The 21,025-nt window shown below is 62.9% G+C and carries 20 protein-coding genes and 3 pseudogenes; 14 read left to right on the top strand and 9 right to left on the bottom strand.

What is annotated here, in order from left to right; translation table 11 throughout:
* Positions 1-13 precede the first annotated feature (13 nt).
* From Q6A47_RS10720 to Q6A47_RS10700, 5 genes are all read left to right on the top strand, one after another.
* A complete protein-coding gene (locus tag Q6A47_RS10720; RefSeq protein ID WP_039576980.1) occupies positions 14-499 on the top strand; it encodes a flavin reductase family protein in 486 nt (161 codons plus the stop codon).
* Positions 500-596: 97 nt separating this feature from the next.
* A complete protein-coding gene (gene pcaC, locus Q6A47_RS10715; protein ID WP_029613154.1) occupies positions 597-986 on the top strand; it encodes a 4-carboxymuconolactone decarboxylase in 390 nt (129 codons plus the stop codon).
* Between the two features lie 85 nt (positions 987-1,071).
* Positions 1,072-1,824 (top strand): GntR family transcriptional regulator, encoded by a 753-nt coding sequence (locus tag Q6A47_RS10710; RefSeq protein WP_029613153.1) that lies wholly within the window; start codon positions 1,072-1,074, stop codon positions 1,822-1,824.
* Between the two features lies 1 nt (position 1,825).
* Positions 1,826-2,389 carry an NUDIX hydrolase gene (locus tag Q6A47_RS10705; protein ID WP_295487634.1) on the top strand — a complete coding sequence of 188 codons (564 nt, stop codon included), beginning with the start codon at positions 1,826-1,828 and terminating at the stop codon, positions 2,387-2,389.
* Positions 2,390-2,482: 93 nt separating this feature from the next.
* A complete protein-coding gene (locus Q6A47_RS10700; protein WP_304484295.1) occupies positions 2,483-4,663 on the top strand; it encodes a GAF domain-containing hybrid sensor histidine kinase/response regulator in 2,181 nt (726 codons plus the stop codon).
* Between the two features lie 26 nt (positions 4,664-4,689).
* On the opposite strand, the gene Q6A47_RS10695 is transcribed toward Q6A47_RS10700, so the two are convergent.
* Entirely contained in the window at positions 4,690-6,900 is a 2,211-nt protein-coding gene (locus Q6A47_RS10695) for an ATP-binding protein (RefSeq protein ID WP_304484294.1), read from the bottom strand.
* Between the two features lie 381 nt (positions 6,901-7,281).
* Between Q6A47_RS10695 and Q6A47_RS10690 the strand changes: the two genes are divergently transcribed.
* From Q6A47_RS10690 to Q6A47_RS10660, 7 genes are all read left to right on the top strand, one after another.
* Complete coding sequence (locus Q6A47_RS10690; RefSeq protein ID WP_039576967.1) at positions 7,282-7,950, top strand: GntR family transcriptional regulator; 669 nt, start codon at positions 7,282-7,284, stop codon at positions 7,948-7,950.
* A 60-nt stretch (positions 7,951-8,010) separates the two neighbouring features.
* A complete protein-coding gene (locus Q6A47_RS10685; protein ID WP_029613152.1) occupies positions 8,011-8,820 on the top strand; it encodes an ABC transporter substrate-binding protein in 810 nt (269 codons plus the stop codon).
* A gap of 15 nt (positions 8,821-8,835) precedes the next feature.
* Positions 8,836-9,606, top strand: a complete 771-nt coding sequence (locus Q6A47_RS10680; RefSeq protein WP_304484293.1) for an amino acid ABC transporter permease — start codon at positions 8,836-8,838, stop codon at positions 9,604-9,606.
* Position 9,607: 1 nt separating this feature from the next.
* Positions 9,608-10,387 (top strand): amino acid ABC transporter ATP-binding protein, encoded by a 780-nt coding sequence (locus tag Q6A47_RS10675; protein ID WP_116887982.1) that lies wholly within the window; start codon positions 9,608-9,610, stop codon positions 10,385-10,387.
* Between the two features lie 10 nt (positions 10,388-10,397).
* Entirely contained in the window at positions 10,398-11,489 is a 1,092-nt protein-coding gene (locus tag Q6A47_RS10670) for a polyamine ABC transporter substrate-binding protein (RefSeq protein ID WP_039576958.1), read from the top strand.
* A gap of 32 nt (positions 11,490-11,521) precedes the next feature.
* Complete coding sequence (locus Q6A47_RS10665) at positions 11,522-13,138, top strand: gamma-glutamyltransferase family protein (protein WP_039576956.1); 1,617 nt, start codon at positions 11,522-11,524, stop codon at positions 13,136-13,138.
* Positions 13,139-13,321: 183 nt separating this feature from the next.
* Complete coding sequence (locus Q6A47_RS10660; RefSeq protein ID WP_304484292.1) at positions 13,322-14,206, top strand: hypothetical protein; 885 nt, start codon at positions 13,322-13,324, stop codon at positions 14,204-14,206.
* A 60-nt stretch (positions 14,207-14,266) separates the two neighbouring features.
* Here Q6A47_RS10660 and Q6A47_RS10655 read toward each other — a convergent pair whose 3' ends face one another.
* Positions 14,267-15,340, bottom strand: coding sequence for an aldo/keto reductase (locus Q6A47_RS10655; RefSeq protein ID WP_304484291.1), 1,074 nt, complete (start codon positions 15,338-15,340; stop codon positions 14,267-14,269).
* 190 nt (positions 15,341-15,530) lie between these two features.
* On the bottom strand, positions 15,531-16,247 hold the full coding sequence (locus tag Q6A47_RS10650) for a hypothetical protein (RefSeq protein WP_304484290.1): 717 nt from the start codon (positions 16,245-16,247) through the stop codon (positions 15,531-15,533).
* On the opposite strand from Q6A47_RS10650, the gene Q6A47_RS10645 reads away from it, so the two are divergent.
* Together Q6A47_RS10645 and Q6A47_RS10640 are read left to right on the top strand one after the other, a co-directional pair.
* Positions 16,246-16,806: a YeeE/YedE family protein gene (locus tag Q6A47_RS10645; RefSeq protein ID WP_369811465.1), complete on the top strand. Its 561-nt coding sequence runs from the start codon at positions 16,246-16,248 to the stop codon at positions 16,804-16,806. The genes Q6A47_RS10650 and Q6A47_RS10645 overlap by 2 nt on opposite strands.
* A gap of 2 nt (positions 16,807-16,808) precedes the next feature.
* On the top strand, positions 16,809-17,219 hold the full coding sequence (locus Q6A47_RS10640) for a DUF6691 family protein (protein WP_304484288.1): 411 nt from the start codon (positions 16,809-16,811) through the stop codon (positions 17,217-17,219).
* A gap of 102 nt (positions 17,220-17,321) precedes the next feature.
* On the opposite strand, the gene Q6A47_RS10635 is transcribed toward Q6A47_RS10640, so the two are convergent.
* The 6 genes and pseudogenes from Q6A47_RS10635 to Q6A47_RS10610 form a co-directional block, all read right to left on the bottom strand.
* The gene (locus tag Q6A47_RS10635) at positions 17,322-17,549 is read right to left on the bottom strand and encodes a hypothetical protein (RefSeq protein WP_029613145.1); all 228 of its coding nucleotides are present in this window, start codon (positions 17,547-17,549) and stop codon (positions 17,322-17,324) included.
* Positions 17,550-17,904: 355 nt separating this feature from the next.
* On the bottom strand, positions 17,905-18,144 hold the full coding sequence (locus Q6A47_RS10630; protein WP_029613144.1) for a PA2433 domain-containing protein: 240 nt from the start codon (positions 18,142-18,144) through the stop codon (positions 17,905-17,907).
* 34 nt (positions 18,145-18,178) lie between these two features.
* Positions 18,179-18,442 (bottom strand): hypothetical protein, encoded by a 264-nt coding sequence (locus Q6A47_RS10625; protein ID WP_029613143.1) that lies wholly within the window; start codon positions 18,440-18,442, stop codon positions 18,179-18,181.
* 524 nt (positions 18,443-18,966) lie between these two features.
* Positions 18,967-19,377 (bottom strand): annotated as a pseudogene (locus tag Q6A47_RS10620) (transposase); the annotation flags it as partial.
* Positions 19,375-19,584: pseudogene (locus tag Q6A47_RS10615) on the bottom strand (tail assembly protein); the annotation flags it as partial. The pseudogenes Q6A47_RS10615 and Q6A47_RS10620, both read right to left, overlap by 3 nt.
* Positions 19,585-19,700: 116 nt before the next feature.
* Positions 19,701-20,865, bottom strand: a pseudogene (locus tag Q6A47_RS10610) (IS256 family transposase).
* Positions 20,866-21,025: the final 160 nt, after the last annotated feature.

The following is a 21,025-nucleotide window of genomic DNA, read 5'->3' as shown; positions in this document are numbered from 1 at the left end:
GAGGTAGCACGAGATGATCGAACCTGGCATCTACAAAGACGTGATGGGCTCCTTCCCGTCCGGCGTCACCGTGGTCACCACCCTCGATCCGCAGGGCGGTATCGTCGGCATCACCGCCAGCGCCTTCAGTGCGCTGTCGATCGAGCCGGCGCTGGTGTTGTTCTGCCCCAACTACGCCTCCGACACCTACCCGATCCTGCGCGACAGCAAGCAGTTCGCCATCCACCTGCTGTCCGCCGAGCAGACGGCCGAGGCCTATGCCTTCGCGGGCAAAGGCAAGGACAAGGCCAAGGGCATCGACTGGCACCTGAGCGAGCTGGGTAACCCGCTGCTGGCCAAGGCCACGGCGATCATCGAGTGCGAGCTGTGGCGCGAGTACGATGGCGGTGATCATGCGATCATCGTCGGCGCCGTGAAGAACCTGGTGCTGCCGGCCGAACCGGTGACGCCAATGCTCTATCACAAGGGCAAGCTCGGCGCGCTGCCGCCGCTGGGCTGAGGACCGGGGTTGAATTCATCGTCGGTGAGCCGACGATGGATTCACCCCAGGCTTCGCGCTCATTTCATCTTATCGACCTTCTCCAGGAGCCCCGCCGATGAGCAACGAGAAGTACGAAAAAGGCCTGCAGATCCGCACCCAGGTGCTGGGCGAGGCGTACGTCAACCGTTCGATGCAGAACGCCGACGATTTCACCAAGCCGCTGCAGGACCTGGTCACCGAATACTGCTGGGGCCATGTCTGGGGCCGTGACGGCTTGTCGCTCAAAGAGCGCAGCATGATAAACTTGGCGATGATTTCCGCCCTCAACCGGCCCCACGAGCTCAAGCTGCACATCCGCGGCGCTTTGCGTAATGGTCTGAGCCGGGAACAGATTCGTGAAATCCTGCTCCAGGTCGGCATCTATTGCGGCGTACCCGCGGCGGTGGACAGCTTCCGCCTGGCCCGCGAAGCGTTCGCCGAAGCCGACGCGGAGCCCACCCGTTAACAGCGGGCTGTCGAACCACTGCAAGGAGCGTCTGGGTTCGGGGCGCTTCGAGCCTGGCGCAACAGCCACACACAGAGCTCCCCTGATGAAACGCCAGCCACTCGACGACAGCTTCAAGGTCAACCGCAACCCCGTCACGCTCCGCGAAATCGTGCTCGACAAGCTGCGCGCGGCGATCATGAACTTCCACCTGCTGCCCGGCGACCGCCTGGTCGAGCGCGACCTCTGTGACCGCCTGGGCGTCAGCCGCACCTCGGTGCGTGAAGCGCTGCGTCACCTGGAGTCCGAAGGCCTGGTGGAGTTCGCCGACGCCAAGGGCCCGCGAGTGGCAATCATCACCTTGGAAGATGCGCGCGACATCTACGAGCTGCGCTGCGTACTCGAAGGGCTGATCGTCCAACTGTTCACCCTCAACGCCAAGGCCAAGGACATCCGCGCCCTCGAGCGTGCCCTGGAAGTGAACCGTGAAGCGCTGGAAGAAGGCGAGCTGCAGCAGGTGCTCGATTCGGTGCAAGGCTTCTACGATGTGCTGCTCGAAGGCTCGGGCAACCACGTCGCCGCCACCCAGTTGCGCCAGTTGCAGGCCCGTATCAGCTACCTGCGCGCCACCTCGGTGTCGCAGCAGAACCGCCGTGGGGCCAGCAACCGGGAGATGGAGAAGATGGTCGAGGCGATCAAGAGCGGCGACCCGAAAGCAGCGCACCAGGCCTCCGTCGATCACGTGCGCGCCGCCGCCAAGGTGGCCCTTGAGTACCTGCGCCAGAAGCAGGACGACAACGCCCAGGTGCGCGACATCGTCGCGCCCTTGGCCCTGAAGGACCCTCGCATAGGCCGCTGACATGCCCAACGCCCCGCGCTACTGCCCGCACTGCACCACGGCACTGGACCGGGGCGTCCCCACCGGCGACACCCATGCTCGCCAGCACTGCCCGGCCTGCGGCTATATCCACTACGTCAATCCGAAGATCATCGCCGGCTGCATCATCGAGCGCGACGGTCGCTACCTGCTGTGCCAGCGCGCCATCCCGCCGCGCCCTGGTACCTGGACGCTGCCAGCCGGGTTCATGGAGGCCGGGGAAACCACCGAGCAGGCGGCGCTGCGCGAGGTGTGGGAGGAGACCGGCGTGCGCGCCGACATCGTCTCGCCCTACTCGATCTTCAGCGTGCCGAAGATCAGCGAGGTGTACATCGTCTTCCGCGCCATCGCCACTGAGGAAACCGGCCAATTCGGCCCCGAAACCCTCGACTACCGTTTCTTCGCACCTGAAGACATTCCCTGGGACGAGATCTACTACCCTGCGATCCGGCAGATCCTCGAGCGCTATATCCTCGAACGCCAGGCAGGTGTGTATGGCATATACATGGGCAACGACGACAGCGGCAAAGTGCACTTCATGCGCTGAGCCGCACTGCACGTCCGATCGGCACAAATCGCTCGCCAGCCAGCCATTCCCGGTGCACCCTATGCGCTCCTGACAAGCGAAGCGGCAATTTTCATGGCGAATTGGCTGGAAGGCGGCGGACACATGGCCGAGCGCATCCGCACCCACGACTGGGCGGCAACGCCGCTTGGCCCCCTGGACACGTGGCCCGATGTCCTCAAGACCACAGTGGCCCTGTGCCTGGGCTCGCGCTTCGCCCAGGCGGTGCTGTGGGGCGACGAGCTGATCACCCTGTACAACGACGCCTTCATCGAAATCCTCGGGGACAAACCCCTGGCCCTGGGCCGTCCGTTCAGCCACGTGTGGCAGGAGGCCTGGAGCGAGATCGAAGGTATGGCGCAGCGCGCCCTCGCGGGTGAAGCCGTGTACATCGAAGACTTCCCGTTGATCATCGAACGCCATGATCGGCCCGAACGCGCCTATTTCACCTTCTGCTACAGCCCGATCCGTGACCAGCACGGTCGCGTGGTCGGCATGCTCGACACGGTCAACGAAACCACCGCCAACGTGGTGGCCAACCAGCGTCTGAAATTTCTCGACGACCTTGGCCGCGCCGTGGCCAACGTCACCGAGCCGGAGTGCATTCTGGCCATCACCACGGCTCGACTGAGCGAGCATCTGAACCTGTCCAGTTGCGCCTACGCGCTCATGGCCCCGGACCAGGATGGCTTCACCGTCTGCGGCGACTGGGTCGCCCCTGGGTTACCGCAATTGCTTGGCCAGTACCGGCTGGCCGACTTCGGGCAGTTGGCCCAGCAGCGCCTGCGCGCCGGTGATGCGCTGGTGATCAACGACCGCGACGCCGAACTTGATCCCGCCGAGGCCGTGGCTTTCGCCGGCATGGGCGTCAGCGCGACGATCTGCAGGCCGCTGGTCAAGGACGGGCGCCTGACGGCCCTGATGGCCATCAACGACCAGCAGCCCCGGCTGTGGACCGGCTACGAGTACGCGCTGATCAGCGAAGTGACCGAGCGCTCCTGGGCACACATCCAGCGCGTGCAGGCCAGCACCGAGGCGCGCGAGACGCTACAGGCGCTAGAGGTGCTCAACGCCACGCTGGAACAGCGGGTGGAGGAACGCACCGAACAGTTGCTGCACACCGAAGCGCTGCTGCGCCAGACCCAGAAACTCGAAGCCATCGGCCAGCTCACCGGCGGCGTGGCCCACGACTTCAACAACCTGCTGACCATCATCCGCTCTTCCCTGCACTTCCTGCAGCGTCCGGACCTGGACGACAGCCGCCGTCAGCGCTATCTCAAAACCGTGGCCGACACCGTCGATCGCGGCGCCAAGCTCACCGGCCAGTTGCTGGCCTTCGCCCGGCGCCAGGCCCTCAGCCCGCAGGTATTCGAAGCCGGGCCACGGCTCGAGGCCATGGCCGAAATGCTCGATACCGCGACCGGCGCACGCATCCAGGTCAACCTGGAACTGCCGGACCAGCCGTGCCATATCCGTGCCGACCTCGCCCAACTGGAGACGGCTGTGATCAACCTGATGATCAACGGCCGCGATGCCATGAATGGTGAAGGCGTGCTGCGCCTGCGCCTGCAGCCGGACCAGGTGGTGCCGACGCTGCATGGGCAACCGGGCCTGAGTGGAACCTTCGCCGCGATCTCGGTGATCGACAACGGCGTGGGCATCGCCCAGGACCTGCTCGAACGTATTTTCGACCCGTTCTTCACCACCAAGGCGTCCGGCCAGGGCACGGGCCTGGGCCTGTCGCAGGTGTTCGGTTTCGTCAAGCAATCCGGCGGCGACGTGCAGGTCACCAGCGTGCCCGGCCAGGGCACCACCTTTACCCTTTATCTGCCGCAGGAACGCGCCACCGACGCCCACGCCGCCCCCGAGCCCAGCTCGCCGGTCACCGTGGAGCACGGGCCACGGCGAATACTGGTGGTGGAAGACAACCGCGACCTGGGCAGCTTCACCGCGCAGATTCTCAAGGACCACGGCTACCAAGTCAGTTGGGCCACCTCGGCCGAAGATGCCCTGGCGCAGATGCACATGACCGAAGACCCCTTCGACGTGGTGTTCTCAGATGTGGTGATGCCTGGCATGGGCGGCTTGGCCCTGGCCCGCCAACTGCGTCGCAGCCAACCGCACCTGCCAGTGATCCTGGCTTCCGGATACAGCGATGCCATCGCTGAAGGCGGCCATCAAGGCTTTCCCTTCCTGGCCAAACCTTACTCGGCCGAACAGGTGTGTCAGCTGCTCGACAGCGTCCTGGGCGGCTAGCACCGCCAGGGCGCGCGGACTCGGCGTCAGACCGACGGCACCAGCCGCGCCAGGCTACGGGCCAGCTCGCTCCGCCGAAAGGGTTTGCGCAGCACCTCGAACCCGCACAGTTCACGGGGCGTGAGGTTGGCGTAACCGGTGATGATCAGCACAGGCAGTTCGGGCAAATGCATGCGTAAGTGCTTGGCCAGCTCGGCCCCAGTCTGCTCGGGCATCACCTGATCGGTGACCAGCACCTCCAGCGCCAAGCCCTGCTCCAGCAGCGTCCGTGCTTCGGCGGCACTGGCGGCCTCGGTGACCTGGTAGCCCAGATCGCGCAACTGCATGGCCGTCACCTGACGCACGATAGCTTCGTCGTCCACCAACAGCACCCGCACCGGCCCTTGAGCGCTGGGCACCTCCTGAGCGTAGTCTTCCCGGCTTGGCCGGTAATCGGCACTCACTGGTAACCACAGCGTCGCTACCGTCCCCTTGCCCAGTTGCGAGCGGATGGCGAAGTCGCCGCCGGACTGCAGCGACAGCCCCTGCACCATGGGCAGTCCCAGCCCGGTACCCTTGCCGACGCCCTTGGTGGAATAGAACGGTTCGAAACAGTGGGCCAGCACGTCTTCACTCATGCCGCAGCCGGTGTCGGCCACCTCCAACCAGATCACCTGGCCTGCTTCCAAGCCTGCCGGACGATCCTCGCGCGCGCTGTCCAGGCCGGCGCTGATCCGCAGGTGACCGCCCTGAGCCATGGCGTCACGGGCGTTGACCACCAGGTTGAGCAGCGCCACCTCCAATTGATGCGGATCGATCACCGCGGCGGGCAGGTCGGCGGCAATGTCGATGTGGATGGCGATGGTCGGCCCCAGCGAACGGCTGATCAGTTCGTGCATGTCGCTGACCAGCGTCGCCAGTGACACCGGTTGCGGCTTGAGGGTCTGGCGCCGGGCAAAGCTGAGCAGGCGGCCGACCAGGCTGCGGGCGCGGTCCGCCGCCTGCAGCGCACCTTCGATCAGGCGCGCCGAGCGCGCGGTGTCGTCGGGGCGTCGGGCGATCAGCTCCAGCGTAGCGATGATGGGCGTGAGCATGTTGTTGAAGTCATGGGCAATACCGCCAGTGAGCTGGCCGACGGTTTCCATCTTGCGCGCTTCGTGCAACTGCATGAGGTCCGACTCACGCTCGGCCAGCATGCTGGCGACGCGCTCCTCCAGTGTGGCATTGAGCGTCATCAGTTCCAGCAGCGTGGCTTCCAGGTGCGCGGAACTGGCGTGCAACGCCTGTTGGGCGCGGGCATGGAGGATCGCCGACCAGGCCAGTTGGGCGGCTTCTTCCACCAGGCGACACTGGTCCACGGCGAGCACCTGGGGACGGTCGAAATCCACGCACAGCATCGCCTCCAACACACCCGCACGTAACAACGGCACCTTCAGGCTGGCGCAAGGTTCAGCCGATGCGCCGGCCAGACGATCCCCGAACAGCGGATGGCCGGTCTGCAAATACGCGTGCACCTGTGCGCCGTGCTCGCTCCAGGCGCCTTCACCGGTCTGCGACGGTACGCCGTCGACCCAGTCGCGGGTGACACGATAGCGCTCGCCATCGCCCAGGTCCTCGGCCAACCACACCCGTGACGCGCGCAACTCTTCGCCGAGTCTGCGTGTGACGTGAACCTCGATGGCCTCGGCCTCGGCGATCTCCGGCAAGGCCTTGCCCAGCGCCAATAGAAACGCTTGGCGCCGCTCGAACTGCACCCGCTCAGTGGTCTCGGTGACGATGCACAGCACGCCGCCGACACTGCCATCGGCCTCGCGCACCGCCGAATAGGACACATCGAAATACACGGTCTCACCGACGCCGTGACGTTCCAGGTAAAAGGCACGGTCCTTGGCAGAAAACGTCTCGCCGGTCTCGCGCACGTTGCGCAACAGCGGCTCAAAGTCGTCCCACAGCTCGCGCCAGTGCTCGATGGCCGGGCGGCCCAAGGCATGCGGATGCTTGGCGCCGATGGTCGGGGCGTACGCATCGTTGTACAGCGCCAAGTACTGCGGCCCCCAGAACAGTACGATTTGCGCCTGGGCAGGAAGAATGGTGCCCATCAAGGTTTTCAGGCCCAGCGGCCAGCCCTGAGGATCGCCCAGGGGCGACGCGCTCCAGTCCCGCTGCTGCAGCAACGTGGCGACCGTTCCGCCATCGCGCAGAAAGCCGGGCTCAGGCGAGCGAGTACGGGATGTATCGCTGTCCTTGATTGAGTTCATGTTGGGCGGACCATCAGGGTTTTTACGGCACGGTTAGCGGATTCTGAGCGTATGAAATCAGCGACTTGGATACGTTCCCTTGAGAGCAACGCAGATTGCTCAGCGGTCGACTTGTCCACGCTCCAGACGTGAACCGCCTCTCAAAAAGCGGTTGATACGGGCGTGGCCAGCAATAAGCCGCCTTTGTTACCGAACGTTTCCAGACGCCCGCCGACGGGGCACAAAAGTGACACCTGCTCCGACTCAGCGCAGCAATCGCACCCGCGTCTTTTCAACATTCCTTTGCCATTCAAGAGCTTGCTTCGAACACAAAAACTGGCACGCGCGGTGCATTACTGCCTACATGGATAATTGGATACAAAAATCCACAAGGAATTCGGTATGCATCTGGTCTCGCCCTACCCCCGTCAGCCCGCCACCGCCGAAGAAGAGGCCTACGCCTTTCTGCTCGACGCCATCTGCAAGGGCCGCTACCGCACCGGTGACCGGCTGATCGCCGAAGACATCGCCAATGACATCGGCATGAGCCGCATGCCGGTGCGCGAGGCGTTCCGCCGCCTGGCCGCCGAAGGCCTGGTGAACCTGCGGCCGAACCGTGGCGCCATCGTCAGCGGCCTGAACATCGAAGAAATGCGTGAAGTGTTCGAGATGCGCAGCGCCCTCGAAGGCCTGGCCATCCGCCTCGCCGTCGCGCACCTGAACGAACGCCACCTCAATCGCCTGGAGCGGTTGCTCGACGAAATGGACGAGTGCCGCGACGACAGCGCCGAATGGATCGGCCGTCACCGCGCCTTTCATCACTACCTGTGCAGCCTGGCCGAGCGCCCGCGCCTGCTGCGCCAGATCAGCGCGCTGTACTCGGTGATCGAGCCGCACCTGCGCCTGTGGCTGCAGCATGTCGACAAACCCTTGAGCGCCCGCGAAGAACACGCCGCCATCCTCGATGCCTTGCGCAGCGGCGATGCCGTCCAGGCCCAGCGGGTGCTCTGCGAACACATCGAGGGCACGGTGCCCTCGCTGCTGGAATTCCTCGAAGCAACGGGCACCTGAGACCCGCACTTCGACTGTCCCACTGAACTGCCACGGCAACCTCACCTTCTGGAGCTGACCATGTTCGTACGCAGGATCCCGCAGTGCCTCATCGCCCTTTGCCTTGCCGCGCCCCTGGCGCATGCCGATGCGGTCAAGATTCCCGACCGTCTGCAGCACGCCGACAAACTGGTGTTCTGCGGTGCCATGGACTCGCCGCCGATGGGCTTCTTCGACGCCGCGCAGAAACCGGCCGGGGTCACCGTGGAACTGGGCCAGGCGATTGCCAAACGCCTGGGCGACAAGCCCATCGACTGGCGGGTGACACCCTTCTCCGGGCTGATTCCGGCGCTGCTGGCCGGGCAGTGCGACATGCTCGCCGACCAGCTGTTCGACAAGCCCGAACGGCGCGAAGTGATCGACATGGTCAACTACATGTATTCCAGCCAGGCCGTGGTGGTCGGCAAGGGCAACCCCAAGGGCATCCATACCCTGGATGACCTCTCCGGCAAGAAAGTCGCGGTGCTCAACGGCTCCACCATCCGCACCCTGCTCGAAGCCCACAACGAAAAACTCAAGCAGGCCGGCAAAGCGCCCATGCAGGTGGTGGTGTACAACTCCGACACCGACGCCTTCCAAGCCCTACGTATCCAGCAGGCCGATGCCTACGGCACCACCCTGGAAACCGCAGGCTACTACCAGGGCATGGCCCCCGACCTGTTCGAGACCGGCGTGCCGGCCTTCGCCCGCATCCTCACCGGTTTCGGCTTTCGCAAGGACGACCCGCAGTTGAGCGCGGCGGTGACGCAGATCATCAAGGACATGCAGGCCGACGGCAGCTACCAGGCGCTGCTCGCCAAGTGGCACATCGAAGGCGACAAGCTGGACTGACCTGAGGCGACCACGATGAATTTCAATTGGGACGTGTTTTGGCAATACCTGCTGCGACCCAGCGACATCTACCTGTACGGCCTGTGGCTGACCTGCATGATCGCGGTCAGCGCCATGCTCCTGGGGTGTCTGCTGGGCCTGTTGGCAGCCCTGATGCGGCTGTCGTCCAACCCGCTGCTGCAATATCCGGTGCGCTGCTACGTGTGGCTGATGCGCGGTACGCCACTGCTGGTGCAGATCGTGTTTCTCTACACCGCACTGGCCGCCGGCGGCATCTTCCGCTTCCAGGACCTGGACCTGGGGCTGTTCGTGCTGCCCGGCAACATCCAGGCAGCGATCATCGCCCTGGGCCTGAACGAAGGCGCCTACATGGCCGAGATCATCCGCGCCGGCATCGGCGCGGTAGACAAGGGCCAGTACGAGGCCGGACGCTCGCTGGGCATGACCTTTGCTCGACTGATGCGGCGCATCGTGCTGCCCCAGGCGTTGCGGGTGATCGTGCCGCCGCTGGGCAACGAGTTCAACGTGATGCTCAAGAACACCACGCTGGTCAGCGTGATCGGCGTTCAGGAACTGCTGCTGAGCACACAGATGGTCACCTCCGCGACCTTCCGGGTGTTCGAGCTGTATCTGGTGGTCGCGATCTACTTCCTGGCACTGACCACGCTCTGGGGCCTGTTCCAGCGCTGGCTGGAGAAACGTTTCGGGCGCGCCGACGGCCACGTGGCGTCGGCACCACGACGAATGTTCGGCCTGCAGGCCATGAAACTGCTGAGGGGGCGCTGAGATGACCGGCACACATCACCCGGTGGTGATCCAGGCGAACGACGTGCACAAGTCGTTCGGCGAACTGCAGATCCTCAAGGGCGTGTCCTTGGAGGTGCACAAAGGCGAGGTGGTGGTGCTGATCGGCGCTTCCGGCTCCGGCAAGACCACCTTCATCCGCTGCATCAACCTGCTCGAGGACATCCAGGGCGGCAGCATCCGCGTCAACGGCGAGCTCATGGGCTACCGCGAGCGCCCTGACGGCAAGCGCGTACGTGACTCGGAAAGCAACATCGCCCGCCGCCGTCGCGACATCGGCATGGTGTTCCAGCGCTTCAACCTGTTCCCGCACATGACGGTGCTGGAGAACATCATCGAGGCCCCGACCGGCGTGCTCGGCGTGCCCCGCGCCGAGGCACTGGAGCAGGCCCGAGCGCTGCTGGCCCGGGTGCGTCTGAGCGACAAGGCCGAGCACTACCCTGCGCAGCTTTCAGGCGGGCAGCAGCAGCGCGTCGCCATCGCCCGCGCGCTGGCCATGAAGCCCCAGGCCATGCTGTTCGACGAACCCACCAGCGCCCTCGATCCGGAGACCGTTGGCGAAGTGCTGCAGGTCATGAAGGAGCTGGCCGAGGACGGCATGACCATGGTGGTCGTGACCCACGAGATGGGCTTCGCCCGCGAAGTGGCCGACCGCGTGGTGGTGCTGCACCAGGGCGAGCTGATCGAGCAAGGCCCGCCGGCCCAAGTGTTCGGCAACCCTCACCACCCGCGCACGCGGGAATTTCTCAGCCGCGTCCTGTAGAGGTCGACCCATGCGCACATCCCTGCCGTCCCTCGCCGCACTTGGCCTGTTGGCCTGCGTCAACGCCCAGGCCGACCAGTCACTGGTACGCTTCTACAACTGGTCCGACTACATTGGCCCCGACACCCTCAAGGCGTTCGATCAGGCCAGCGGCATCAAGGTCCAGTACGACGTCTTCGACACCAACGAGATGCTCGAAGCCAAGCTGCTCTCCGGCCACTCCGGCTATGACTTGGTGGTGCCGTCCAGCCAGTTCCTCACCAAGCAGATCAACGCCGGCATCTACCAGCCGCTGGACCGTAGCCAGTTACCCAACTGGAAGCACCTGGACCCGCGACTGATGCAACGCCTTGAGGCCGCCGACCCCGGCAACCGCTTCGCGGTACCCTACATGTGGGGCACCGTGGGCATTGGCTACAACGTCGCCAAGGTCAAGGCCGTACTCGGCGACAATGCGCCGGTGGACTCCTGGGACCTAGTGTTCAAACCGGAAAACCTGGCCAAGCTCCATCAGTGCGGTGTGGCTTTCCTCGATGCGCCGGTGAAGATCATTCCCCAGGCCCTGCACTACCTCGGCCTGGATCCCAACAGCCAGAATCCCGACGATTACCGCAAGGCCTCGGCCCTGTTGCAGAAACTGGCGCCGTCGGTGACCTATTTCCACTCCTCGCGCTACACCACGGACCTGGCCAATGGCGACATCTGCGTGGCGATCGGCTACTCGGGCGATGTCATGCAGGCGCAGAGCCACGCCAAGGAAGCCGGCAAGCCCATCGACATCCGCTACTCGATCCCCAAGGAGGGCGCCAACCTGTGGTTCGACATGCTCGCCATCCCGCGTGACGCGCAGAACCCCAAGGGCGCCTTGGCGCTGATCGACTACCTGCTGCGCCCCGAGGTGATCGCCAAGGTCAGCGACTACGTCGGTTATGCCAACCCCAACCGCGACGCCACCGCCCTGCTCGACCCCAAGGTGCGCGACAACCCCGGCATCTACCCCAGCGACGCGGTGATCGAGAAACTGTTCGTCTCCGCCGACCTGCCGCCGAAGATCCAGCGCGTGATGACCCGCGAATGGACCCGGATCAAGACTGGCCAATGACGGCTGCAAAGCCCTTTTTAAGAGTCCCCGACATGCTTGATTTCTCCGCCCACGAATACCCCTACGCCTCCCAGCGCCAAAGCGTCTTCGCCCGCAACGGCATGGTCGCCACCTCGCAGCCCCTGGCGGCCGAGGCCGGCATCGCCATGCTGCGCGCCGGCGGCAACGCCATCGACGCCGCCATCGCCACCGCTGCCGCGCTCACGGTGGTCGAGCCCACCGGCTGCGCCATCGGCGGCGACGCGTTCGCGCTGGTTTGGGTCAAAGACCAGTTGCACGGCCTGGACGCCAGCGGCCGCGCCCCGGCGTCGCTGTCGATCGAGGCGGTGAAGGCCGCCGGTCACGACAAGATGCCCGTGCACGGCTGGCTGCCAGTCACCGTGCCCGGCATCCCCTCGGCCTGGGCCGCGCTGTCCGAGCGCTTCGGCAAGTTGCCCTTCGCCGACCTGCTGCAACCGGCCATCGCCCTGGCCCGCGATGGCTTCCCGGTGTCGCCGGTGGTCGCCCATCAGTGGCGCATTGCCCAGGACGAATACCAGGCGAGCCTGGAACGCGAGCCGGCCCTGCAAGCCTGGTTCGACACCTTCCTGATCGACGGGCAGGCACCCCAGGCAGGCCAGTTGTTCCGCAATCCGGCCCAGGCCCGCAGCCTGGCCGAGCTGGCCGAAACCCGCTGCGAAAGCTTCTACCGCGGCCCGCTGGCCCAGCGCCTGGCCGACCATGCGGCAGCCAGCGGTGGACACCTGAGCGCCGCCGACCTGGCCGGCTACCGGCCCAAATGGGTCGAGCCGATCAAGCTCAACTACCGCGGCTATGACGTCTGGGAGATTCCGCCCAGCGGCCAGGGTCTGATCGCGCTGATGACCCTCAACATTCTCCAGGGCTACACCTTCGACCAGCGCGACAGCCAGCTCACCTGGCATCGCCAGCTCGAGGCCATGAAGAAGGCCTACGCCGACGGACTGCACTACATTACCGACCCCGAACACATGCGCATGGCCACCGAGCAGTTGCTGGGCGAAGCCTACGCCGCCCGCCGCCGCGCCGAGATCGGCGAGCGCGCCCAGGCACCGCTGCACGGCGATCCGCACGCCAGCGGCACGGTGTACATCGCCACCGCCGACGGCGAAGGCAACATGGTCTCGTTCATCCAGAGCGCCTACCACGGGTTCGGCTCCGGCGTGGTGCTGCCCGACAGCGGCATCGGCCTGCAAAACCGCGGCTCGGAGTTCAGTCTCGACCCAGGGCACTCCAACGCGCTGGCGCCGGGCAAGCAGACTTTCCACACCATCATCCCGGGCTTTCTCAGCAAGGACGGCGTGGCGGTCGGTCCGTTCGGTGTAATGGGCGGCTACATGCAGCCCCAGGGCCATGTGCAGATGGTGATGAACCTGGTGGACTTCGGCCTCAATCCCCAGGCCGCCCTGGATGCCCCGCGCTGGCAGTGGCTGGGCGAGATGAAGGTCGGCATCGAACAAGGCGCCTCGCGAGATCTGGCCTTCGCCCTGGCCCGGCGTGGACACCAAGTGGAAATCGCCCATGACCTGACCGATTTCGGCCGCGGCCAGATCATCGTGCGCGACCCTGTCACGGGCGTGCTGTGCGGCGGCACCGAGCCGCGAGCGGATTCGCATATCGCGGTGTGTTGAACGACGGCGTGGCGCTGACAGCACTTACGCTGCCGGCGTCCTGTCGCCTAGGCGACAAGCAGCTTTTGCGAACCGGCCTACAGCGCGGCGCGCCTGCGTCACCTTGCAGGAACAGCTTCCACCTCAGAAAATTCGCAACCGATCCATCGCCCCCGGGCGTGCGGTCGTGGCTGAACTGACTGAATGGAATCTGACCTGCCCATGAACGCGCTAAAAACCAAACTGCTCGACGCCTACCGGCACACCCCCGTCTCCCACCGTTTCTACCTCGCATCGATAGTCCTCTACCTGCTCGGCTTCGCCTGTCACCTGAAGACTGGGCTTCCTTCGCTCACTGCGCTCACCGGCCTGACCAGTGCGTTGGTACTGTGCGGATTCATCGCTTGGTGCCTGCCTTTGACGCGTTGGGTGCACGCCGCCTGGGACAGGCCCTTCGCAAAAACGCCCATCATCTTGCTGCATTTGCTGGCGCTGCTGATCGCCACTGCCTGCGCCCGATTTGCGGTGGCCGAGAGCCTGGGCCTACCGCCCCAAAGCTTCGATCTCACAGTCGGCTTCCTGGCTGCGCTGTTCTATCTGCCAGCCTGGTTTGCGGTGGTGGGGATCCTGCTTGGACTGGCGGCGGTAATGATCATGATCGTCGCCTTCGTCACCCTGCCCTTCGAGGCGGTGTGGCAACAATTGGCCTTTTTGATCAACCCGTGGCGAAGCAAGCCTATGACCGGGCCGCCCCGCCAGATGATGATCTTCCATGGCCTGGGCGCCCTGTATGCCGGCGTTCTCCTTTCGACAGGCTATAGCTACGCTACGGAAGATTTCAGCGCGACCTTCAAGACGCTGGTAACGGTCGTCGCGCTCAAGAGCGACTTCCACCAAGCGCCGAACTATCCCGGCTATCGCTCCGGCGAGTACGTGCATCCTTTGGAGAATGGCTATATCGCTTTCGCCCGCAGTCAAGACGACCACAGCACGGTGTTCGGGGTGAGGTCTCAGGCGGCAGATGCAGCGGAGGTCGAAATTGGAACATTGCCAGGGCCTGGCTCGTTTCTGAAATCACTGTTTCAGTAGGAAGGCCGACAGCCGCCGAGTCGTGGAAAAGCGGCAGACAGACTGCCGCCTCGCACCCTGTCATTCGCCGCGCTGCTTCATGGTTTCACGATACAGTGCGATGAACGGCGCCTCGGCCGGGTCGATGCGATCCATCTCGGCTGCAATCCGATGCCAGTAGGGATACTGCGGTGCAATGCGAGTAGCTTGCTCGATCTGTGCCAGATCCTCGGCCGTCAGCACCAGATCCACCGCCTGCAGGTTGTCTTGCAACTGCTCGAGCGAACGGCCAGCAGTGATCACACTGGTGATGCCCGGGCGGTCCTTGAGCCATGCCAGGCACACCCGCGCCGGCGAACAGCCGTGGCGCTGACCAACTTCGATCAAGGTCTCGATGATGTCGTAGGCGCGCTCACGGTCATGCACGTAGGGTTCTGGCCAGTTATTACCCTGGCGTGTGCCTGGCGGCGTCTGCTGACCACGGCGCACCTTGCCGGTAAGCAGACCCTCGCCCAGCGGCCCCCATACGAGGGTCGCCAAGCCTTGGTCCAGCGCCATCGGCAGCAGTTCGTACTCCGCCTCGCGTGCCTCGGGGGTGTAATAGATTTGCTGCGATACCGGCTGTTGCCAGCCATTGAGTCGCGCGCTGCCCAGGGTCTTCATCATCTGCCAGGCGGTATAGTTGGAAGTGCCGAAATAGCGGACCTTGCCGCTCTGCACCAAGTGTTCCAGCGCCGCCAGGGTTTCCTCCACCGGGGTGATACCGTCCCAGTTGTGGATCTGGTACAGGTCGATATGGTCAGTGCCCAGGCGCTTGAGGCTGGCCTCGCAGGCGCGAATCAGGTGATAACGCGAAGCACCGCTGTCGTTGGGGTTATCCCCCATCGGGCTGCGCGCCTTGCTGGCGAGAATGATCGACTGACGTTTGGCACCCAGTGCTTTGCCGACGATTTCCTCAGCCAAACCGTGGGAGTACAAGTCAGCGGTGTCGACCAGGTTGACTCCCGCCTCGAACGCCAGGTCGAACTGACGTCGAGCCAGATCAACGTCCACACTGCCGGTTTTCTCGAATGCGCCACGCCCACCGAATGGGACCGTGCCCACCACCAGCTCGGATACCAACAGGCCAGTGTTGCCGAGTGCTCGATACTTCATGGGGTACCTCCGTTGAAAGACACTTGGAAGTACCGACGCAATCGCGAGCTGAAACGTTCAATCCGATCAACATCGCCCGGTTACCGAGCGTCGCGGCTGGCCGCAGCATCCTCGACGCAGATGCAAGGAAGCGTCGAGGCTACTGGCCAAGGATACGGGTCGCAAGCAAATAGAGCGCCGGCCCTTATGATCAGGGCCGCATCAAAGGCTCGATACCGATCCAGCGCTTGACCGGATGATGACAAAGCTCCAGCGGCGGGATCTCGATCCTGCGCCCCTGAACCTGCAGCTCACCCAGATGAATAGTCCATTTCGAGTCCGGTGCGAACTTATCCGTCGGAAAAATCACGTACGTCGAGCCATAACGTGTGTTGTTGGTGATCTTTGGAATCAGCCGGTGCACTTCATCACTGTTGATGTCGTACGGCGAAGGCCGAGCGTCGCGCTCGTCTTTCCATGGATAGTCGTAGGTCTCGTTGCTCCCCACGTACACTTCAGGCCGCGCTTTGAGCTGTGAGCCGTCCTCGAAAGTGATGTACGCCTGTCGGCTGTCGTACAGCATCGGAATCGGTGCTTCACCGCGACTGGAGGTAGACGTGGGCCGGCGCCGGTCCTCGTTGTAGGCGATCAATTGCACGTAGAACTCCGCTCGCTTGTATTGCTCGCCGGGATACTGCACATGCAGCACCTGCTGGAACGGCTGGTCGCTCCAGCGCGCAGCATGATCGTAGAGGTAGGTTTCCAGGTGAAGCGTGGTTTCGCCTTTGGGGCCGACTGCTTTGAACTCGAACGCGGACTGGCACAGGTCCGCGTAGGCTGGCCGTTCGCGCTGCCAAGGTACGCAAGCAGCGAGCGAGGTAACAACGAGAACCAGCGGGAGCAATCGTACGCCGTAGGAAGAGTTCATGACCGGCCCTGGTCCGCAACTGAAACGTCAGATTTTCCAGGCCCGCGGCGACGCTGTCCAGACAGCCATTTTGCTATCATCGCCCGCCAGACTCCGACACAACCGTCTCCACAGGAGAGGCCGCATGACTATCGACTGGAGCAATTTCACGCCATGGGCGTCACTGGCCGGCGGCGCGCTGATCGGCCTGTCCGCCAGCCTGTTCATCGTCGCCAACGGCCGTATCGCTGGCATCAGCGGCCTGCTCGGCAGCGTACTGCAGCGCGGCAGCGAGGGCTGGAGCGAAAAAGCCCTGTTCCTGCTCGGTCTGCTGTTGGCACCACTGCTGTGGGGACTGTTCACTGTGCTGCCTGAGATCGACATCCACGCCAATTGGCCGATTTTGGCCATCGCCGGCCTGCTGGTCGGCATCGGCACGCGCTACGGCGCGGGCTGCACCAGCGGCCATGGTGTGTGCGGTATTTCTCGCCTCTCGCCTCGCTCGCTGCTGGCCACCCTGTGCTTCATGGCTGCTGGCTTTGCCACGGTCTACCTCATGCGCCACGCGCTGGGGGTTTGAAGATGCGCAGATTAACCGCGCTCCTCGCTGGGCTGATCTTCGGCTTCGGCCTGCTGCTCGCCGGTATGGCCAACCCTGCCAAGGTACTGGCGTTTCTCGATGTGACCGGCACCTGGGACCCGTCCCTGGCGTTGGTGATGGCCGGCGCCATCGTTGTAGCTGCAATCCCTCTGAACTGGGCGCGTAAACGCACGCACTCGCTGCTCGGCGCACCCATCCAATTGCCCAGCAAACGCACGCTGGATGCCCGCCTGGTGGGCGGCAGCCTGCTGTTCGGCGTGGGCTGGGGATTGGCCGGGCTCTGCCCTGGACCGGCTGTAGCGCTGCTGGCAACGGGACGTTGGCAGGTGCTGCTGTTCGTGACGGCGATGCTGTTTGGGATGTGGATCTTCGCGCAGTTTGAGAAGCGGTAGACGTCTTGACGACTGTTTCTTGGAGACCGTCTTTCGCAGAAAAAGAAAGAGGGCCGCATCGCGGCCCTCTATGGCATTGAGTCGCTAAAGGTTATCGACGCCTCACAGGTCTTTCTTCACCGTCTTGTCGATGTGCTTGCCTTCTTTGTGGCGTTCTTTGTTCAGGTGATGAGCGCCCTTGTCGATTTCCTTTCCGTCATGTTTAGCACCCTTGTCCACTTCGCGGACATCATGCCGGACACCCTTTGCCACCTCGCCTTCCGCCTGTGCCATGGACACCGTCATGAGGGTGGTCAGGGCAATCGCAATCGCAGCAACCGTTTTCTTGATCATGTCAGCACTTCCTTCGAGGGGGTATGTTCTTGGGTCTTGCAAGCTGACTGTAGCCGAAGGCAGACACGAAAAAAGGTAGGTAAACGGGGTTTAATCTGGGGTGCGTTTGGCAGGATCGAAAACGGAGCTGATTGACGAGCGACGATGAGCTGGAGCGGCTGATGGATGGGGACTCTGGCTGAAGTCGTTGTGGGCTTGGAGTCGTGGATAAGATGAACGTACCTTCATCCGCGTAGGGCACGCACAGCGCTCAAAAATGCAGACCGAGCCGTAGGTATCAAAAAGCGAACCAATGAAAAGGGCTGCAATGCAGCCCTCTTGCAACATAGGGATCAATGATCAAATCTGACGGTCAGCCCGGCTTCTGATGAGACAGGGCTTTCTCTGCCTGGTCAGCACATTTCTTGTAATCACCAGACTTGTGAGCCTCTTTTGCCTGCTGGTGCTCATGATGGCCATTACCTGTGAAGGTAGCTTCAGTGGCATCTTTCAGTTTGTCCAAAGCAGACTCGCACTTGTGACGATCCTCTTTGGCCATTGCGACACCAGGAAGCAGAACTGCGCAGAACAACAGTGCTAAGGTCTTCTTCATAAGGCAGTTTTCCTTGATCGACTAAGCGGTAAGATCAGAGATGCTTTTTGGCTTCTTTGTCGAGGTGCTTGTCTTCTTTGTGGCGCTCTTTGTCGTCGTGCTTCAAACCTTTGTCGATCTCCTTGTCGTCATGCTTGACGCCCTTGTCGATTTCTTTGGCATCGTGATCGACACCACGGTCAACGTCACGGACGCCGTCTCTAACATCTTTGGCGACATCGCCTTCGGCATGAACGAGCGAGGTGGCCATGAGCGCGCTGAAAGCGACAGCGGTGAGGGTCAAGGTCCGTTTGAACATAGGTACTACTCCTTACGGGTGTTGAGAAATAGGGATATGTCATCTGACCATAGACAAGGTTCGGAGGGCGTCAAGGGAGCTGTCGTGTTTGCTACAGGTCCATCTGCTCCGCAGTAGGCATTCGCTCCCGACTGAGGTACACATGCCGCGCTCCCACGGGGTGCGAGCACTATCGATCCACCTCAAAAACGGATCGGGAAGATGGCGAGACAATAGCCGGGCACATCACGGAGAACATGATCAAGAGCTTCCACGATAGGCACGAGGATGTGGTCTGGTCTGAGGTCGAAGCGGACTTCGATATGGGTGACAATGCTTGAAAAGATTGCGCAGGTTGTGCGCGGATTTTGCGCACGACCGCCCATAAAAAAATCCAGTCACCGCTAAGTGACTGGATTTCTTGGAGTATTTTGGTCGGGACGGAGTGATTCGAACACTTGACCCCTTGCACCCCATGCGTGGCGAGAGTGTCCGATTTTTTGTGTGCGGGCCGATAACGGCCTGCCGTCAGGCTGGCCATGCTTTTACCAGGTCGGCCTGATAAATCGATCTCCGTACAGAATCGCGAATTGATTCATCGCATTTTTCCAATCATGGGCCGCTGAGCCCCAGTTTGCCGTGATGTTCCGCAGCCCCAGCCAGATCAGCTTGGTGGCGGCCTCATCCGTTGGGAAGTGACCGCGCGTTTTGATGATCTTGCGTAGCCGGGCATTGATGCTTTCGATCGCGTTGGTCGTATAGATCACTTTTCGAATGCCTGACGGGAAGACAAAGAATGGAATCACTCGATCCCAGGCTCCTCTCCATGCCGCAACTACCGTTGGGTACTGTTTGCCCCAAGGGCCGTTTTCAAAGGCATCCAGTGCCTGCTCAGCCGCCTCGGCGTTGATGGCCTGATAGATCGGCTTGAGCGCTTTGGCCAGATCACGACGCTTATCCTCGGCATAGACCGACGCCGAGATGATCGCCCCACCCCACCGGCGCTTGCCGATGCAGATCGGGACGGGATTGCCGCTGGCGGTGGTGTTCTTGGCTGAGCCGAAGGCATACGACGGCAGATTCTCCGGCGAGCCGCTTTGCGACAGGCCCTTGGCCTGGGGGCTGAGCATTTGAATGACGCCGCCGGCGAGCAGCGCGATGCCGAAGTGCTGTTCGTACAGACTTGGATTCTCGACCTTCTCCCACCAGCCGTCTTGCCGTGGATCGTGTCCCAGGAAGTGGTGTAACTCATCATGGCGCTGGCCACTGAGTTTGCCGTTTAGTTGATCACGGCCGACAGCTTGGCCTGTGGATTATGGCTGACGGATTCAAAGGCCTCCAACTGCATATATCGCCGTTGCAGGCACCACTCGTCGTTCTGCTCCAGCAGCATCGCCCCTACCAGCCTTGTGATCGCAGGATCGTTGGGGAAGATGCCCACGACGTCGGTGCGGCGCTTGATCTCTGCGTTGAGCCGCCCCAGTGGATTGGTACTGTGCAGTTGCTGTCGATGCGCTTTGGGAAACGCCATGTGCGCCAGCACCTCGTCCTCGCACCCGTCCATGAGTGTTGCGATCTTGGGGTACTTTTCGCGCAGTTGGTCTGCAACCAAGCGCCACTGTTGGTGGCATTCAGCGCGGCTATCCTGGGCGAAAACCGTGCGCAGAAGTGCCGCTACCATGGTGCGCTGGCCCTTGCCGACATGGGCCATGGCGTTGCGCATGAAATGCACGCGGCAGCGCTGCCAGGTCGCGTTGAAGACCTTGGAAACCGCAGCCTTCAAACCCTCGTGGGCATCGGAGATGACCAACTTCACGCCACGCAGGCCCCGCCGCATAAGGCTTCGCAGGAAGTCCGTCCAGAACGGCTCGGCCTCCGACGGCCCAACCCGCATGCCCAAGACTTCGCGGCCAACATCCGTGTTCACGGCCACGGCCACGGCAATTAGTGACGTACGTGGCGTAAATCCACAGGTAAGGCCAGTCGCCTTCCAGAGGGCGATCAAGGAAGGCGTGGACGCGTTCATCGATCTCGCCAGCCAGCCGTGACACCTGGCTCTTGGAAATGCCGGTCATGCCCATGGCCTTGACCAGCTCGTCCACCGAACGTGTTGAAACGCCTTGGATATAGGCCTCCTGGATCACCGCCGCCATGGCCTTCTCGGCAGTACGACGAGGCTCAAGAAAGCCGGGGAAATAGCTGCCCTGACGCAGTTTCGGGATCTTCAGATCGACATCGCCAGCGCGGGTTTGCCAGAGGCGATCCCGGTAGCCGTTGCGGCTGTTGATCCGGTCAGGGCTTTTAACGTCGAAGCCGGCGCCGCACAGGCTTTCGACATCGAATTCCATCATGCGTTGGGCAACGACCTGGATCATTTGCTTGAGCAGATCAGCGTCTGCCCCTTTCTCAACCAACTCGGTCAGTGCGATAGTGGGCTTGGTCATCGTGGTTTTCCTGGTGAGTGTTAGGTCTTCGCAAACTCAACGTTAGCCAAGAACCACGATGACCACTCTCTTTCGCCCACAGGGCGCCTTCGGTTGGTTCAGTTACACCACTTCTCGGGACACGATCCCATTCGAACTTCTTTTAACACTTGGAATATAA

This window comes from Pseudomonas boreofloridensis, assembly GCF_030580795.1.
In the GTDB taxonomy this organism is placed as follows: Bacteria; Pseudomonadota; Gammaproteobacteria; order Pseudomonadales; family Pseudomonadaceae; genus Aquipseudomonas; species Aquipseudomonas boreofloridensis.
Note: the sequence above shows the minus strand (reverse complement) of the source record. Positions and strands in the feature narration are given on the sequence as shown.